Consider the following 17,204-nt stretch of genomic DNA (forward strand, 5'->3'; position numbering starts at 1 on the left):
TGTAACCAGCTCAAAGGTCGGGAATACCCGGCCTTTTTTGTAATCAAAGCCCCACTTAGATGGTCCTCTCTCAACTAACTTATTGGTTATTAGTCACTTTTGACTATTTCATTAATAAATATCAAAAAATTCGATCATATAAACCGATAGCATGCCGATACAAAACTCATAAATAATAAAAATATCAGGAACTAATCTATGTTAGAGAGATACCGAAATCAAAGTGTCGGATTCCAGTTAAAGCTGGTTATCACTTTGTGTCTATTCATTGCTTTCAGCAGTATTGCTGCGCTTGTTTACCGTAACGCTTCCGATGTTCTATTGGAAAGCACCCTTAAAGAGCACCAATCTAAAGTAGAGTCGATGGCTAAAACCATTGCTGGCCAATTCGATGCTTATCTGCATACCGCTAAAGTGCTCGAGTCCACTTTTCGTAATGGTTACCTTGCCGGTGTTTATGTCGAAAACTATACCGTTGATTTCATGGGTCATGAAATACCAAACATCACTCAATACAGTGAAAGCTTAATTAACGACACAAAGCTGGTCGATAGCTTCACACGTGATACCGGTGCTATCGCGACTTTATTCGCGCCTTTGGGAGATGACTTTATCCGTGTATCTACCTCACTAAAAGATCCTCAAGGTCAACGAGCAGTGGGAACCACACTAGGTCTCGACCACCCAGGTTATCAGCAACTAAAAGCTGGTCAGCCATATTACGCTCAAATAAAGTTGTACGGCGAACGCTACATTACCTATTACTCTCCAATTAAAGATGCAACAGGAAAAGTTGCAGGGTTATCGTTTATTGGTTTACCCGTAGATCAAGCAACACAAACGCTATTCGATGCGCTAGAAGAGATTAAATGGGGCGATACTGGCTATACCATCATTGTCGACAACGACGACAACAATCTTGGTAAGTACCTACTCCATCCGACCAAAAGTGCAACCGACCCTTCAATCACAGAAGTTCGTGACTACGAGGGTAATAAGCCTTTCCATAAAATTTTTGAACAAAAGAGCGGATTAATTCTCTACCCTTACCAATTCGGCTCAACAGTCGGCGAAAAGTACTTAGTGTTTACCGAAGTACCAGGCTGGAACTGGAAACTACTGGGTGGTACGTTCATCAAAGAAGTGACCAAAGGCAGTGATACACTACTCAAACTTATCGCCATCATTTCTTCGGTAGCGGCAATCATTACTTTTGTTGTACTGACACTTTTCTTGAATCGCAGCTTACAACCTCTGACCGTTCTAAACTCCTATATGACTCGCTTGGCGGGCGGCGAGGTCAGCTTGAACGTCCCATCGTCTCGTAAGGCATCAAAAAATGAAATTACGAACCTGAATAAGGGGGTCGCCAGTATGGCAAGTCAACTCAATGAACTTGTTGGTAAGATCCGTTCCACAAGCGACTTAGTAGAGAGCAACTCCACCAGCGTTGCCAATGATGCCCATAGCAATTTAACCCAAGCTGACCGCCAACAAGAAGAAGTAGAACAAGTGGTAACAGCAATCGAAGAGATGGCCTCTTCTGCTCAATCGGTTGCCCAACAAGTCGAAAGTATTGCGGAAAACGTACGCTCAGCGAATACCGATAGTCAATCTGGTCTCGCGATTGTTGAAGGCGTATGTATCGATGTTGCTCAACTTAACGATCAATTGGATCAATCAGCAGCGGCTATCGAGCAAGTCAATCGCGATAGTGAGAGTATTCAAACCGTCACGAAGATGATTGATGAGATTGCAGAGCAAACCAACCTACTTGCGTTGAATGCAGCCATTGAAGCCGCACGAGCAGGTGAGCAAGGTCGTGGCTTCGCAGTTGTAGCAGATGAAGTGCGTACACTTGCGCACCGTACACAAAGCTCAGTTCAGGATGTAGTTGAAATTATTGAGAAGCTAAAAGGCTCTACTCATAATGCAGTTAATATGATGACCGACAGCCAACGCAGTGCCAATCAGGTCTTAGACAAAGCACAAGACGCGGGTACAGCATTAGAAGCCATCGCAGTACAAGTCCAGTCGATAGCATCTCAAGCCGACGCCATTGCTGCGACCTCAGAAGAGCAAGCGCAAGTATCCCAAGAAATTGCTGCAAATGCCCATTCTATCAGTGAGCTAAACCGAGAAAGCCGCGACACCAGCGCGAAAACCTCGCAAAGTGCCATTGAACTGCAACAACAAGCGCGGAACTTGAAAGAGCAAGTCGACTTCTTCCACTAATACTTAATAAGAGCCGATTCCATCGGCTCTTTTTGTTTCACTTGAGACCACGCTTTTTGATAGAATTTGCCGCCCTACTTTCTGTTCGAGATCGTCATGAACTATCAATGCCCTTTATGCCACCAAGCTCTAGCGTTAAATGAAAAAACGTTTAAGTGCGAAAACAATCATCAGTTTGACTTAGCAAAAGAAGGCTACGTTAACTTGATGCCAGCGCACCACAAACGTTCTAAAGATCCTGGTGACAATAAAGAGATGATGCAAGCTCGTCGTCGATTCCTTGAGGGGAATTACTACAACCCAATGCGCCAAGAGGTTGCGCAGCTGTGTGCGAAATACACAGAGGGAACCGATCATCAATTATTAGATATTGGTTGCGGCGAGGGTTACTACACGGATCAAGTGCAGAAAACGATACAAACGCAAACGGACGATGCGACGATATATGGACTGGACATTTCAAAAGTTGCGATTCGTTATGCGGCGAAGCGCTACACACAGTGTCACTTTAGCGTCGCTTCTAGCCATCGGCTTCCTTTCGCGAATGAATCCTTAGATGCTATTTTGCGCATTTATGCCCCTTGCAAGGCAGAAGAGCTTCAGCGCGTTGTAAAAGAGAACGGTGTGGTCATCACGGTGACACCTGCAAGCCGTCACTTATACCAACTACGTGAACGCATTTATCAAGATGTTCGTCTTCACAGTGAAGAGCTAGAACACATTGAAGGATATGAATTAGAGCATCAACAACATCTTAACTATGTTATGAATTTGAAGGACGGGGCCGCATTCGATTTATTGCAAATGACGCCATTCGCATGGAAAGCAACCGATGCACTTCGTGAAGAGTTGAAGTCCGCTACACTCTATCAATGTGAGGCTGATTTTATGCTACGCGTATATCGCAAAAAGTCCACTCAGTAATAATAGTGGCAGACAATAAACGCAAATAGTTATCATTTATATTGATTCATTGTTCAGCCTCCATTAATATCATCCGGACATTTTTGGAGGCTTTTCAATGCGCTTTTCTATTTTAAGCTTGCTCTTTGCTGGCTTACTTACTGGTTGTTCTTCTTTTCCATCAACCAACTCTCACCCTACCTCTGCGGAAGTCACTACTTTTTACGACTACCAACTTTACACCCCTTCTGGCGAACACATCGCTCTAAGCGAACTACCAAAAGAGCTGCAACAAGCAGATGTCATTCTTATTGGTGAATGGCACACACATGCCGGCGTTCATCGCTTTCAAACCGATATGCTCAAACAACTTTCATCCTATGACCGCCCACTCGCGTTATCAATGGAACAATTTACCCGCGACAAACAACCTGTTGTTGACGCTTACCTGCGTGGGGAAATCGGTGAACAGTACTTGATGAAACAAGCCAATGCTTGGCCCAATTATGAGAGCGACTATCGCCCTCTCGTTGAGTTTGCAAAGCAGAAAAATCTCCCGGTGATTGCAGCGAATGCACCAAAGGGCATTGTCCGATGTATTGGTCGTCAGGGGATAGACTACGTTAACAAGCTCGATGATGAGCAGCGAGCGTTTATTGCAGAATCCATCAACACGGCCAGTAGCCCATACAAAGAGAAGTTTATGGCATCCATGCATCATGGGAAGCCAGAACAAACCGAGAAACAGTTTGCAGCTCAAGTAACTTGGGATGAAACCATGGCAGAGTCTATCGTTAACTACCTAACCGCCACACCAGGTGCCCAGGTTGTTCATGTTGCAGGCAAGTTTCATACCGAGCAAGGACTAGGTACAGCTGCATCCATCTTAAGCCGCAACCCGAGCTTAAGAGTGGTTGTAATTAGCCCAACAGATAATGTGCTTGCTGATAATACTGACTATCAGTTAGAGGTTCTTGCACCACCAGTACGGTATGTACAAGATGCTCACCGCATGGCGGCATATCAACACCTCACTAAGCGCAATAGCGACCTTCAATGTAAGTAGCTGGTCTCCAATTTAAGTTACTACCTTGTCGTTGCGTTGCATCATCACAGTGCTCCGAGTTCATAGAGTGACAACGGTCTGCTTCCTGCTGGTCTATTTTTTGCTAATGATCACGAATAGAAACCAGAAGCGGCAAAAGCAGACCTGTTTTTATCCAAATAGCTTCAGAAATAGAATTTGCCGCCGATAGTAATATAACTGCTTTTTACCCGCACTCAGTGAACGAGTGTCGATGTTCCAAGGAGTATTCGATGAATCCAGTAGGAAGCACTTCTGTTAATAGCTATGCCAAACAATCTGTCGCCTCTAAGCAAACAAGTATTGCACAAGAGGAAGGCAACGCTTCGCCGCTAAAAGTCGAACACAATAAGGTGACACTGTCCACGGAGGGCAAAGCGCTCCTCGCCGCTCTGCAGCAAATCGAACACGACAGTAAGAGAGTAGAAGCAGAAGATAAATCTGTTGGTGAAAAAGTGGAGTCCTTTACACATGGCGCACTTGGCATGGATCACCCTGACAAAATCGAGGAAGAAGAAGACGGCTCATACTCTGCGGGTCAATACCTTTCTGCGGCCCTCACTGTCGGTGGCATCATATTAGCGTTGGTCTAATAATCGTTACGACAATAAATCCTATTTGAATAAATCACTAACTGCAGCCCATAATTTGATACGTCAAAGAACGATATGTCGTAAACGTAGGTTATATACTCCTCAATTCGACCGCTCTTATGACCTTAAAACGCATACTCGTTTATTGCTCCCTAAACTAGGTTTCTTGTGAAGGCGCTGAATGGATAACTTTAGTCCATGCTTTCAACTCCTAAGCGTAATCCAAGCCCACGTTTGTGGGCTTTCTTCTTTCTAAATTCACAAACGTTAGAGGTTGATTCACTTTTTCTACAAGCCCAAGCAAAGACGACAATTTAGTTAAACTTTTATTACCGACACAAAATCGTCATAAATCATTGTTTTAATGCCAGCGCTTTTAATAAACAAGGAAAATATAATGAAGCGCTTAGTATCTCCAATCGTTACCGCAGTGGCAGCATCAACCCTCTCTTTTAATGCACTCTCGGCCGAAATCAAAAACGTTATTTTGATGATCGGCGATGGCATGGGGCCTCAACAAGTTGGTCTACTAGAGACCTACGCCAAACACGCACCTAACTCGATTTACCAAGGCGAAACTACCGCTTTGTATAAACTCGCTCAAGAAGGTGTGATTGGATCATCACTGACTAATCCAGAAGACGCGATTGTCGTCGACTCTGCGTGCTCCGCAACGATGCTAGCAACAGGAATACCTACCGCTTCTGAAGTCATTGGCATTGATAGCCAAGGCAACCACGTTGAAACCATTTTGGAAAAAGCCAAAAGCAAAGGTAAGGCTACGGGTCTCGTCTCTGATACACGTATGACTCATGCAACGCCAGCCGCATTTGCCGCTCATCAACCACACCGTTCTCTAGAAAACAGTATTGCGGCGGACATGCTAGAAACTGGCGTTGACGTGATGATGTCTGGCGGACTTCGTCATTGGATTCCAAAGTCGACAAACGACAAGGGAGAGACATACGAGCAACTTGAAAAGCTCACTGAAGGTAATGTCTACCTAAAGTCGAAACGTAAAGATGAGCGCAACTTGCTTACTGAGGCGCAAGACCAAGGTTACAACCTGGCTTTCAGCCGCGATATGCTCACACAAGCTAAAGGTGACAAATTACTTGGACTTTTTGCTTACTCGGGCATGAACGATGGTATTGCCTACAGTCAAAGCAAAAACGATCCAAAACGTACGCAGCCATCACTGAAAGAAATGACCACCAAAGCGATCGACATCCTTTCAAAAGACAAAGACGGCTTTTTCTTAATGGTTGAAGGCGGTCAAATTGACTGGGCTGGCCACAGTAACGATGCGGGTACGATGCTGCATGAAATGATCAAATTCGACGAAGCGGTAGACTCGGTTTATGAGTGGGCAAAAGGCCGTGATGACACACTGATCATTGTTACCGCTGACCACGAGACCGGTTCTTTCGGCTTTAGTTACTCATCAGCAAACTTGCCTAAACCGCAAAAACGCGACGGCGAAGCATTCAAAAATCAAGATTACGCGCCAAACTTCAACTTTGGTCAGTTCGAGATCCTTGATGGTTTATACAACCAAAAGAAAAGTTACTACGGCATGATCAGCGAATTCCAAGCGCTTGATAAGAAAGCTCAAACACCAGAGAAGTTTGCGGAAATCGTGAACGCAAATAGCGATTTTTCGATTACGCCTGAGCAAGCAGAACGCGTATTAGCAAGTAAACCAAATCCATACCGACTCGCTGGACACAAATACTTAAGCGAAGAGAACGTTCCTACAATCAATGACTTTGATGCGTTCTTTCCTTACAACGACCGTGGCAACTTGCTAGCGCGTGAACATGCAACAAAGCAAAACACAGTATGGGGAACGGGTACTCATACGCATACCCCAGTCAACGTATTTGCTTGGGGACCTGCAGAAACTATCCTTCCGGTATCAAAAATCATGCACCACTCTCAGTTAGGTGAGTACTTAAAGCAACAAATCAAATAATCGGCTTGCACTTACTTCACGACTCGTGATGTTCAAACGCTCTCGTAAGGGAGCGTTTTTTTATACATGAAAATAGTTGACGTTTTAAACAATAAACCTCAATAATTATAGGTCTTTGATTATATGAATGAAGAAAATGTGCGAAATATTTGCTAAGCAGCCCCAAGACAACTATCAGTTCATCACCCGCTCTATCCGTATTGATGGTCACGCAACAAGTGTAAAACTTGAAGCGAGCTTTTGGTCGATTCTTGAGGAAATTGCTAACGCTCAAAACATGACTGTTCCTAAGTTTATTAGTACGGTCTATCAAGAAGCGCTCGAATACAATGGTGAAGTAAACAACTTTGCCTCCCTACTCCGCTGCGCCTGTCTCACTTACGCTCGCCAGCCTAAAGAGACGATTCGTCAAGCACTGACACAACTAAACACTTAATAACAACCAACCACTGACCAACCTACCAATAACCCTCATAGGCTATGCAACAGAGTTGTAAGCCATTGAGCATGTTCTAATTTGTCGTACTAGAGTACTACCCAGACTCCTTTTGAACTCGCTAACCTATGCGGACTATCAAGGAGTACCCATGACAAAAATGATTCACACCATGATCCGAGTCTGCGATCTGGACCGTTCTCTACAATTTTACCGCGACGTACTTGAGCTAGAAATCAAAGACCAATACATCTTTGATGGTTTTTCTCTGACCTATCTAGCCAACGAAGAAACTGGCTTTGAATTAGAGCTAACACACAATCACGATCAAACTGAGCCTTACACTCACGGCTCAGGCTACGGTCACCTTGCTGTCAGCGTAGAGGACATCGAACAAACTCACAAACGCATTAAATCTCTCGGTATTGAAGCGGGTGACATCAAAGCTTTTGATCACCAACAAAAGCATTTGGCAACGTTCTTTTTTGTGACTGATCCTGATGGTTACAAAATTGAGTTCTTACAACGCCAAGGGCGTTACCTATAACAAAAAGAGTAAACATCATGATTCACTTGACTGCTACCTTTCACGCACAACCGGGAAAAGAACAAGAACTGAAAGCAGTGCTCACCCAATTACTTGAACCCACTCGCAATGAGGAAGGTTGTGTTCGTTATCAGTTATTCCAAGATAAAGACAATGCGTGCCACTTCGTTTTTCAAGAGCAATTTAAAGACCAACAAGCGTTCGATCTTCATGGTAAAACAGAACACTTTTCTCTTTTGATTAGCCAAATCGACAACTTGTTAGAATGCGAACCGAAATTGGCGTTCTTTAACGAACTGTAAAAACACCGCTTAATGCAAATAAAAAGGCACTCTTTACTAGAGTGCCTTTTCGTACTGTTGTGGCTGTGATTACGCGTCTTGCTTCTCTACCATGTGCAAATGCACATCTTGTTGTGGGAAAGGAATCGAAATGCCTTCTCGGTCAAAGCGCAGTTTCACTTCTTTTGTCACATCCCAATACACGTCCCAATAATCATCAGTTTTTACCCAAGGACGAACAATAAAGTCTACAGATGATGTGTTTAACGTATGCACTTTGATCATCGGCTCTGGTGTACGAAGTACTGCAGGGTGAGAAGTAATGATATCAGACAGCACTGACTCGGCTTTCAGCAAGTCATCCGCATAGCCAATGCCAAACACCATATCCACACGGCGAATGCGCTCGTGTGTGACGTTCTTAATGACATCTCCCCAAATTTTACTGTTAGGTACAATAATAATTTGGTTATCAAACGTACGGATTGTGGTGTTCACCAAACTCATATGGCTTACCTTACCATCCACGCCACCAGCATACACAAAGTCACCAACATCAAATGGGCGGTAAATAAGCAACATCATACCCGCCGCGAAGTTGGACAAGGTGTCTTGCAAAGCGAAGCCGATAATCACACCAGCAATACCAAAACCGGTTAGGATCGGTGCTAGGTTCAATCCAAGCTGAGATAGGCCCACCATGATACCAATCACCCACACGAACTTGCCGGACATTGAGATAAAGAAATCCTGCATCAAGTGTGAGAGCTTTAAGTTTTTCGATGAAACCGCCTTGCTGACCACTTTACGCGTTAACTTCGCGAGCCCACGAGCGATCAATAAAATCAGCGCAAATACAAACAACTGGAAAATGTGCTGTGGCGCATTTTCCGCAAACCAGTCTAGTGCCGAGTTGGACCAATGGCTCAGTATTGACCACACTACTTTGGTATTCAGTAAATCGTGGGTGATATTCCCTGTCACTTCGAAAATTTGGCGTTTGTATTCGGACGTTTCTAAACCGACTTTATCGCCAATCGAAATTAAATTGCGTAGGCTTTCCGTCGCAATATTCAGTCTTTGCTTAGTAATAAGCTGACTTAGCTGCAGTGACGCTTTTTCCGATTCAGGGCTTGACGAAAGTTGAGAGCCGATGATCTCACTTTGCTGACTCAAGTACTCAATTGAGGCAGACAGCAAACGCATGCGTTTATCAACTTTATCCTTTAGTTCCGCTTCTGCGCGCTCATTTTGAGCCCCTAACTCTTTCAGCCAAGCAAGGTTTTGCCAACTTGAATCGAAGCTGACATCGAGGTAATGCTGTAACTCTCGGTAATCATTAACAAGAGCAAGTTTCTCTTCATCCTTGGCTTTATTTAAATCTTCAACGACTTTCTTTATTTTTTCCGACAGATAGTTTGTGGCGTCCTCAGAGTATTTTTCCTGCTTTTTAACCAAGGAGATCAATTTGTCGCGAGGGATAGTTTCACGTTCAATCGCTGATGCTAACTGACTTCTTAACTCTTCATTTTTTTGGAACAGCTGCAGTTGAAGCGCGTCGCGCTCATCACCACTCGCTTGCGAGAGACCTTGGGATAAATCCACAATTTCTCGATTCAAGTTATCAATAGAAGTTTCGGCAGCAGAGGGCTCTGGCGTATCCTGAATATCTTTCGCATTGATGACCATCGGGGCCATCATACCGAGGATGAGCGCGAATAATACCACCCAAGATGTCAGGCGTATTTTCTGGGGGAAATGAAACGTCATGTTTACCTCTTAGGGAACAGTTCTGATCAAAACGACCAAGAATAGAAGTGTAAAGCCTTGAAATTATATACCTAAGTTTACAACACTAAATAATAAACTGAGCAGCATTTCGTTAGTTGGGCGTCAAAGTTGAGAAACCCAATAACAAACAAGCCTTTCATTATTAGATGAAAGGCTTGTGTAAATTTAACTACGGGCGATTGGGGTGATTCAGAATGTGGTCTTCCCAATCCACCACATCAATCTCGTATACCACTTTATTGCGGACACTTTCGCCCGCCGCGTGCATCGCAGATTTCGAGCCCGTAATCAACGGATGCCATTCTGGTAAAGGCTGCTTTTCAGCCAACAGGCGGTAAGCGCACGTATGCGGCAGCCAAGTAAAATCGTCGATGTCTTCGCGCGTCAGCTTGGTGCACTCTTCACCCGAAGTAAAACGATTTGGGTAATCCTTACAAGAACACGTTTTGCTATTTAGCCAGCTACAGGCCACATTGGTGTAATAGATTTCATCGGTATCTTCGTCCATTAGCTTATGCAGGCAACATTTACCACAACCATCACAGAGAGATTCCCATTCTTCTTCTGTCATCTGCTCTAACGATTTACTTTGCCAAAATGGAGTGCTCATACTTCAGGTCTCACCAAGGGAATTTAGGGGGCGATTTATACCCCTCTCGACGCAAAAGTTCAAGTTTTGAGAAGATCTCGAATCATTCACACATAACAGTAGAGATATTCAACTACTTTCGCTTTACTGTTCTATCCTTAAACAAGTTTCCATTACTCAATTGATCAAGAAGGCATTAAGGAGTTTTCATGGGTATTATTTCTTGGATTATTTTGGGCTTAATCGCCGGTGCACTCGCAAAATGGCTCATGCCAGGAAAAGATGGGGGTGGCTGGATTGCGACAATGCTACTCGGTATTGCCGGTGCATTTGTCGGCGGCTTTCTTGGCGGTATTCTGGGTTTCGGCGGGGCAACTGGCGTAAACATCGGCAGCATCATTACCGCAACGCTAGGCGCATTTATTCTGCTGTTTGTTTACAACCGCTTCTTGAGATGATCACAACGGTTTAGAAGCCAAAAGGAGCACTCTATTGAGTGCTCCTTTTTATTTTTTCTTAGGCGACTCTTCCAATCCACGTCAAAATGACCATAATTGCCCCTCAATTTTTAAGAGGTTTACATTATGGATTGTCGACTAGGATGCGGAGCTTGCTGTATTGCGCCAAGTATCTCTTCACCGATACCTGGAATGCCCAAGGGCAAACCAGCAGGTGTTCGTTGCGTACAACTCAACGATGATAATTTGTGTAAGCTGTTTGGTAAGCCTGAGCGCCCTAACGTTTGTCACGATTTTAAACCGTGTCCGGTTGTGTGTGGTAAAACCAACCAAGAAGCGCTCGACAACATCACTGAGCTAGAGCAACTTACTTAATCTATTCAGCGCCCCCGTTTAGTCGTTACCAAGCTCTCGTAAGTACAAGTAGATGGTATCGCGCGAAATGCCAAGATGGTTTGCAACCATTAAAACAGCATCTTTGTATTTAAAAATGCCTAAGCCGTGCAGTCGCGTCACCAGTTCACGGTTACGTTTAGAAGGCGCAATGGCTTCATTTTCCCACACTTCTGTTTGCACGGTTTCTATCGTACTGATGATGGTTTCATCGATATTACGCGCAAACGTTTCTGGTGATCGAGCGCCACCAAAACAACACTCGGTGTGTTGCTGAGGCAGCATTGCCTTTAAAAATGCCTGCATCGGTGCATCCATATCCACGTTGATACACAGCAAACCAATCGGTTTGTTTTTTGGATTTCTGACAATTGTCGTAATGGAGTGCAAGGTCTTTCCGTTCGACGTTTTCGTCAAGTACGAATCAGAAACGTCCTTGCCCTCTCTTAACTTCATTCTCGCTAAGTTGGTAATTGGGGCACCTTCACTGCGTTCCGTCACGTGCCCATTTGCGATTTTGATGATTTCCGGCGCTTCGGCATCTAAGCTGTGGAGAACCACTTCAGTGTGTTCACCATACATACGTGCAATGCCATCCACGACGTTTTTCATAGAGTTCAAAATATCGAGATCACTCTTGGTGAGTTTCTTTAGTAGCAATGTTGCTTCCCTTAGCAAAAACTGGAGGTTAGGCCGACATAATATCGATAATAGATTTGTCAGTATACGGCATACCGAAACGAACCATTGAGCCAACATTTCTTATCGTTTGCTCAACTTCTTCGCCTACTATACCTTGATTCTTAACACTGTGGTTACCCATCGCCATCAAATATGAGCGCACCGCCGTTGTCGATGAAGTACACACTTTCATCGCACAAGAGGACTTCGCACCATCGCACACCATACCTGAACTGTCGCTGATGACGTTTTGAATGGCGTAGCATGATTGCTCGAATGTACCACCAGCTAAATACACCAGCGCCATAGATGCCGCCGCACTGGTAACAGTGTTGCCACAAAATGCGGATAACGGTGGGTAATAAGATTTGATGTAAATAGCCCCTAAATGACTCATGATCAACGCGCGAGCCAGCTGTTCTTCGTCGTTTTGAAATGCTTCTGCGGCAACTACAACTGGCATTGTGGCAGCGATACCTTGGTTACCACTGCCGAAATTGCTCATGGCTGGCAACGTCGCCCCTCCCATGCGAGCATCAGACGCCGCGGATGTCATCATCTGTATGCGACTCATTAAGTCATTGCCCAATAAGCCTTGCTCGATGTTGCCTTTTAGCGTGCGTCCAATTTCTAGGCCGTAACCTCGGTCGATACCCTCTTGAGCCAACAAGGTATTAAGCTCTGCAGCTTGGAGAATGAACTTGATCTCTTCAAAAGGCGCTTGAGTGGCAAACTCATAGATTTGTTTGATCGAAATATCCACACCTTCACAAACGGAAGCGGTCGCAACGCGTTGCTGTGATGGGGCATCAAAAATCACGTCGCCATTACGCATGATCTGAAGAATGTTGGTGTGACCGCCACTGATCGTGACCGAAACAACATCGTCACCAGAGGTGAGCGTTACGTTGCAATAAATGAATTCTTGCGTATCCATACGCGCTATGGTTACTCGCTCTTCATCTATCAATTGTTGCGCAGCAGCGACATCCTGCTCATTAATCCGAGCCAACACTTCCAGTTCTGCTGTTGGGTCACCGGCTAATGCACCAACTGAGGCGGCAATTTTGAGGCCTATCTTGCCCGTTCCGGGTACGAAAACACCCATCGAGTTTTTAAATAGGTTGTCTGAAACACGCACCTCTATCGCATCAATATCGGATGCGCCCAACTCTTTTCTAGCAACTGCTGCCGCGTACGCAGCAGCAATAGGTTCTGTACATCCTAATGCAGGTTTCACGACTTGCTTAATGATTTGGATATATTGTGTCCATTGCTGGTTCATGCTCTGTTCTCCGTATTACTTTTTATGAGCAATCGCTTCGACTTCAATTAACACGCCAAGAGGTAAATCTTTCACTGCGAAGCAACTGCGTGCCGGACAATCTTGTTGGAAAAACTCTGCGTAGACCTTGTTAAACTCGGCAAAGTCATTAATATTCGATAGGTAACACGTTGTTTTTAAAACAGTATCGATACTGCCACCACCAGCCTCTAAAACGTGCTTCAAGTTAGTAAGAGATTGATGACTTTGTGCACTGATGCCACCTTCAACGACTTTTCCTGTTGCCTTATCAACGGGTAATTGGCCAGAAGTAAAAATCAAATCGCCATAGCTAGTGCCATGTGAATAAGGTCCGATAGCAGCAGGCGCGTGTTCAGATGAAATCAATTTTTTCATTTTTAAATCCTCACATAAATTTTATTTTTTATTAAGAAGTTTCTAATTTAACTTCCGTATTAGCGTTATTTTTTCAATTAAATATGAATCAAACAACTAGATCAGATCACAAAATTCGTTAAAAACTCCAATTTATTTGAACTTCCTCGCCAAGATCTCAAATTTATCTGAATTTTCCACAAAAAAATTGGTGATATACATTTTCTCAATTAAATTTGAGAAAAATTCATACTAACAAGAGAAACAATAAAATGAGCGTGACAGCACCTACACAAACCTTACCTATCGGTAAAGAGCCACCGCACGTAAAAGCAGGCATGGCCCTAGACGAGTGGAAAGCCGCGACCAAGTTTGATAGCACAGACTGGGGATGGGTGATCATGAGTATCGGCATGGCAATCGGTGCCGGTATTGTCTTTTTACCAGTTAAAGTAGGCGTATTGGGCCTTTGGGTATTCTTGGCCTCTGCCGTGATCGGCTACCCAGCGATGTACTTGTTCCAACGCCTTTTCATCAACACTCTCTCAAGTTCACCAAAGTGCCAAGATTACGCTGGCGTCATTTCCGGTTACCTTGGTAACAAATGGGGGGCGTTATTAGGTGTGCTCTACTTCATCATGTTGGTGATTTGGGTCTTTGTTTACTCAACAGCTATCAACAATGACTCGGCATCTTTCCTACATAGTTTTGGCATCACGGAAGGTTTATTGTCTGAAAACCCGCTATATGGTCTGGCTTTAGTGTGCGCGCTGGTCGCTATTGCATCTCGTGGTGAAAAGATTTTGTTTAAGGTCAGTACTGGTCTTGTACTGATTAAACTTTGTACCGTTGCATTACTTGGCGTCATGATGATCGAAAAATGGGATGTAGCGAATGTCGGTGCGATTCCAGAAACAGGCGCTGGTTTGAAAGATGCAATTGAGCTACTGCCGTTTACTCTAACGTCTATTCTCTTTATTCAAAGCTTGAGCCCAATGGTGATCTCATACCGATCAAAAGAAAAATCGATTGAGGTAGCTCGCTTTAAAGCCATGCGCGCAATGAAAATTGCTTTCGGTATCTTGTTTGTGACGGTCTTCTTCTACGCGATTTCCTTTACGCTTGCGATGTCACATGAACAAGCGGTTAAAGCAGCAGAAGAGAACATCTCTGCTCTTGCGATGGTTGCGCAAGGTATGGACGGCACGACACTAAAACTAATGAGTTTGATGCTGAATATTTTCTCAGTAATGACTGCGTTTTTTGGTGTGTACTTGGGTTTCCGCGATTCTTGCCAAGGTCTAGCGATGCTGGCTCTAAAAAAGGTCATGCCTGAAGAGAAGATCAATAAAGACTTGGTCACCAAAGGAATCATTCTCTTTGCGATTCTCATGGCGTGGGGGGCAATTGTATTGAATCTACCAGTCCTGAGCTTTACATCAGTATGTAGCCCTATCTTTGGTTTGATTGGCTGTTTGATTCCAGCTTACCTTGTCTATCAAGTGCCTTCTTTACACAAATACAAAGGCGCGTCGCTTTACTTGATTATTGCGACTGGTATTTTGTTGTGCGTATCACCTTTCGTCGCATTTAGCTAAAACCTACTTTGCCTTGGCTGTTACTCAGGTAGTGATGGCCAAGGCAAACTTAAGATTCAACCTCTCCTCTCCTTGCTTTTCTCTCATCCTTGAGAACTCTTGCCACATACCGTCCTATTTGCAGTCTTTACGCGATCTCCCTCACACTTTATTGACAATTCTCGACTATGTTCAGCGGGTCATTTAAGTAGAAATTAGGAAATAACATGAACAAGTATTTGGCAGAGGCTTTTGGTACGTTCTGGCTAGTATTAGGCGGCTGCGGTAGCGCAGTGTTGGCTGCAGGTTTCCCAGACGTGGGTATTGGTCTGCTAGGCGTTGCTCTGGCCTTTGGTTTAACCGTTTTAACCATGGCATTTGCAATCGGTCATATTTCAGGTTGCCACTTGAACCCGGCAGTGACGGTTGGTCTTTGGGCTGGCGGTCGTTTTGAGACAAAAGACGTTGCGCCTTACATCATCGCACAAGTGCTCGGTGGGCTTATCGCTGGTGGCATTCTTTATGTCATCGCGACAGGACAAGCTGGATTCGATGTTGTGGGTTCTGGCTTTGCCGCCAACGGTTATGGTGAACACTCGCCGGGTCAGTACTCCATGCTTGCTGCGCTAGTTTCTGAAGTCGTGATGACGATGATGTTCCTTATCGTGATCATGGGGGCGACAGACAAACGTGCACCTCAAGGTTTTGCACCTATAGCGATTGGTTTGTGTCTGACTCTTATTCATCTGATCAGCATTCCTGTGACAAACACCTCAGTAAACCCGGCTCGTAGTACAGCAGTCGCAATGTATGTGGGTGACTGGGCAGTTTCTCAATTATGGCTGTTCTGGATTGCGCCTATTTTGGGTGGTGTACTTGGTGCAGTTATCTACAACAACCTTCTTGGTAAAGAATCGAACGATTAATCGTTCCCAACTCACAAGATCAAAAAAGCCGCTGAATTCAGCGGCTTTTTATTAAATTCTGTGTCGACCTAACAGCGAGTGTGACAACGTCGTGCCATCGACAAGCTCAAGTTCTCCACCGACAGGCACACCATGCGCGATGCGGCTGGCATCAACTTGGTGTTCTTTACATAGCTCTGCGATGTAATGTGCAGTGGCTTCGCCTTCAACCGTCGGGTTTGTTGCCAAAATCACTTCGGCTATATCACCGCGACGTAAGCGGTAATCCAGCACATCCAATCCAATATCACTTGGACCAATACCGTCTAGTGGTGACAAATGTCCCATAAGAACAAAGTATCGACCAGAATACTGGCCCGTTGCTTCGACTGCAGCAATGTCTGCCGGGCTTTCTACCACACAAATTTGACCATTTTCTTGGCGTTTTGGGTTAGTACAAATATGACAGACTTCTTCTTCGGTGAAGGTTCGACACTCAGTACAATGACCGATTTCTGTCATTGCCTGGCTAAGCGCATCTGCAAGTTGCAAACCGCCTTTTCTATCGCGCTGTAACAAATGAAAGGCCATACGCTGCGCCGACTTGGGGCCAACCCCAGGTAGACAACGTAAGGCCTCCATCAATTGCTCCAGCATATGACTGGTACGCATTAAAAGTCCGCTTAATTAAATATCAGCAGATTAGAATGGCATTTTCATACCTGGTGGTAGTTGCATACCGCCAGTTACAGAAGCCATTTTCTCTTTTTGAGTTTCTTCAACACGACGGGCCGCATCGTTGAACGCCGCAGCGATCAAATCTTCAAGCATTTCTTTGTCGTCTTCCATCAAACTTTCATCGATGTCAACACGACGTACGCTGTGACTACCAGTGATAGTAACTTTTACTAGGCCAGCACCAGACTCGCCAGTTACTTCCATATTCGCGATTTCTTCTTGAAGCTTTTGCATGCGATCTTGCATTTGCTGGGCTTGCTTCATTAGGTTGCCCATACCGCCTTTACCAAACATGTTTATCTCTCTGGTTTAATGAGGTGTTGCATCAATTAATGGGGTTATAACCTTAGGTTTTCAA

The 17,204-nt window shown here is 44.5% G+C and carries 19 protein-coding genes; 12 read left to right on the forward strand and 7 right to left on the reverse strand.

Annotation, left to right across the window (positions count from 1 at the left end; translation table 11 throughout):
• The first annotated feature begins 198 nt into the window (after positions 1-198).
• The 8 genes from F7Y48_RS06000 to F7Y48_RS06035 all read left to right on the forward strand — a co-directional run bounded on the left by F7Y48_RS06000 (position 199) and on the right by F7Y48_RS06035 (position 8,075).
• Positions 199-2,235, forward strand: coding sequence for a methyl-accepting chemotaxis protein (locus tag F7Y48_RS06000; RefSeq protein ID WP_258586126.1), 2,037 nt, complete (start codon positions 199-201; stop codon positions 2,233-2,235).
• A gap of 96 nt (positions 2,236-2,331) precedes the next feature.
• The gene (gene rlmA / locus F7Y48_RS06005) at positions 2,332-3,159 is read left to right on the forward strand and encodes a 23S rRNA (guanine(745)-N(1))-methyltransferase (RefSeq protein ID WP_104969664.1); all 828 of its coding nucleotides are present in this window, start codon (positions 2,332-2,334) and stop codon (positions 3,157-3,159) included.
• A 97-nt stretch (positions 3,160-3,256) separates the two neighbouring features.
• Positions 3,257-4,204 (forward strand): ChaN family lipoprotein, encoded by a 948-nt coding sequence (locus tag F7Y48_RS06010; protein ID WP_316682345.1) that lies wholly within the window; start codon positions 3,257-3,259, stop codon positions 4,202-4,204.
• A 251-nt stretch (positions 4,205-4,455) separates the two neighbouring features.
• A complete protein-coding gene (locus F7Y48_RS06015; protein WP_047010122.1) occupies positions 4,456-4,815 on the forward strand; it encodes a hypothetical protein in 360 nt (119 codons plus the stop codon).
• A gap of 397 nt (positions 4,816-5,212) precedes the next feature.
• Complete coding sequence (locus F7Y48_RS06020; RefSeq protein WP_053808796.1) at positions 5,213-6,790, forward strand: alkaline phosphatase; 1,578 nt, start codon at positions 5,213-5,215, stop codon at positions 6,788-6,790.
• A 136-nt stretch (positions 6,791-6,926) separates the two neighbouring features.
• Entirely contained in the window at positions 6,927-7,226 is a 300-nt protein-coding gene (locus tag F7Y48_RS06025) for a ribbon-helix-helix domain-containing protein (protein ID WP_053808795.1), read from the forward strand.
• Positions 7,227-7,377: 151 nt separating this feature from the next.
• Positions 7,378-7,773 (forward strand): VOC family protein, encoded by a 396-nt coding sequence (locus tag F7Y48_RS06030; RefSeq protein ID WP_054868006.1) that lies wholly within the window; start codon positions 7,378-7,380, stop codon positions 7,771-7,773.
• A gap of 17 nt (positions 7,774-7,790) precedes the next feature.
• Positions 7,791-8,075, forward strand: coding sequence for a putative quinol monooxygenase (locus F7Y48_RS06035; RefSeq protein WP_316682348.1), 285 nt, complete (start codon positions 7,791-7,793; stop codon positions 8,073-8,075).
• Between the two features lie 69 nt (positions 8,076-8,144).
• On the opposite strand, the gene F7Y48_RS06040 is transcribed toward F7Y48_RS06035, so the two are convergent.
• Both F7Y48_RS06040 and F7Y48_RS06045 read right to left on the reverse strand, forming a co-directional pair.
• Entirely contained in the window at positions 8,145-9,743 is a 1,599-nt protein-coding gene (locus F7Y48_RS06040) for a mechanosensitive ion channel family protein (RefSeq protein ID WP_005397241.1), read from the reverse strand.
• A gap of 271 nt (positions 9,744-10,014) precedes the next feature.
• Positions 10,015-10,455, reverse strand: coding sequence for a YcgN family cysteine cluster protein (locus F7Y48_RS06045; RefSeq protein ID WP_005384948.1), 441 nt, complete (start codon positions 10,453-10,455; stop codon positions 10,015-10,017).
• A 188-nt stretch (positions 10,456-10,643) separates the two neighbouring features.
• Here F7Y48_RS06045 and F7Y48_RS06050 point away from each other — a divergent pair, with 188 nt between their 5' ends.
• Positions 10,644-10,892, forward strand: a complete 249-nt coding sequence (locus F7Y48_RS06050; RefSeq protein ID WP_005397239.1) for a GlsB/YeaQ/YmgE family stress response membrane protein — start codon at positions 10,644-10,646, stop codon at positions 10,890-10,892.
• Positions 10,893-11,018: 126 nt separating this feature from the next.
• Positions 11,019-11,267 (forward strand): YkgJ family cysteine cluster protein, encoded by a 249-nt coding sequence (locus tag F7Y48_RS06055; RefSeq protein WP_025574470.1) that lies wholly within the window; start codon positions 11,019-11,021, stop codon positions 11,265-11,267.
• 18 nt (positions 11,268-11,285) lie between these two features.
• Here the strand turns inward: F7Y48_RS06055 and F7Y48_RS06060 are convergent, their stop codons facing one another.
• Genes F7Y48_RS06060 through F7Y48_RS06070 form a run of 3 tightly spaced genes read right to left on the reverse strand, consistent with a single transcriptional unit; the run spans position 11,286 to position 13,647 of the window.
• Positions 11,286-11,945: a transcriptional regulator gene (locus F7Y48_RS06060; RefSeq protein WP_069512093.1), complete on the reverse strand. Its 660-nt coding sequence runs from the start codon at positions 11,943-11,945 to the stop codon at positions 11,286-11,288.
• A 28-nt stretch (positions 11,946-11,973) separates the two neighbouring features.
• The gene (locus F7Y48_RS06065) at positions 11,974-13,251 is read right to left on the reverse strand and encodes a serine dehydratase subunit alpha family protein (RefSeq protein ID WP_256935650.1); all 1,278 of its coding nucleotides are present in this window, start codon (positions 13,249-13,251) and stop codon (positions 11,974-11,976) included.
• A gap of 15 nt (positions 13,252-13,266) precedes the next feature.
• Entirely contained in the window at positions 13,267-13,647 is a 381-nt protein-coding gene (locus F7Y48_RS06070) for a RidA family protein (protein WP_005397224.1), read from the reverse strand.
• 317 nt (positions 13,648-13,964) lie between these two features.
• Between F7Y48_RS06070 and F7Y48_RS06075 the strand changes: the two genes are divergently transcribed.
• Complete coding sequence (locus tag F7Y48_RS06075) at positions 13,965-15,224, forward strand: amino acid permease (RefSeq protein WP_005494432.1); 1,260 nt, start codon at positions 13,965-13,967, stop codon at positions 15,222-15,224.
• A gap of 206 nt (positions 15,225-15,430) precedes the next feature.
• Positions 15,431-16,129 (forward strand): aquaporin Z, encoded by a 699-nt coding sequence (gene aqpZ / locus F7Y48_RS06080; protein ID WP_316682482.1) that lies wholly within the window; start codon positions 15,431-15,433, stop codon positions 16,127-16,129.
• A 51-nt stretch (positions 16,130-16,180) separates the two neighbouring features.
• Here aqpZ and recR read toward each other — a convergent pair whose 3' ends face one another.
• Entirely contained in the window at positions 16,181-16,780 is a 600-nt protein-coding gene (recR, locus tag F7Y48_RS06085; RefSeq protein ID WP_031780610.1) for a recombination mediator RecR, read from the reverse strand.
• A 30-nt stretch (positions 16,781-16,810) separates the two neighbouring features.
• Positions 16,811-17,140: a YbaB/EbfC family nucleoid-associated protein gene (locus F7Y48_RS06090; protein ID WP_005380618.1), complete on the reverse strand. Its 330-nt coding sequence runs from the start codon at positions 17,138-17,140 to the stop codon at positions 16,811-16,813.
• Between the last annotated feature and the right edge of the window lie 64 nt (positions 17,141-17,204).

This window comes from Vibrio sp. 2-1-2a, from assembly GCF_032648565.1.
GTDB classification, from domain to species: Bacteria; Pseudomonadota; Gammaproteobacteria; order Enterobacterales; family Vibrionaceae; genus Vibrio; species Vibrio diabolicus.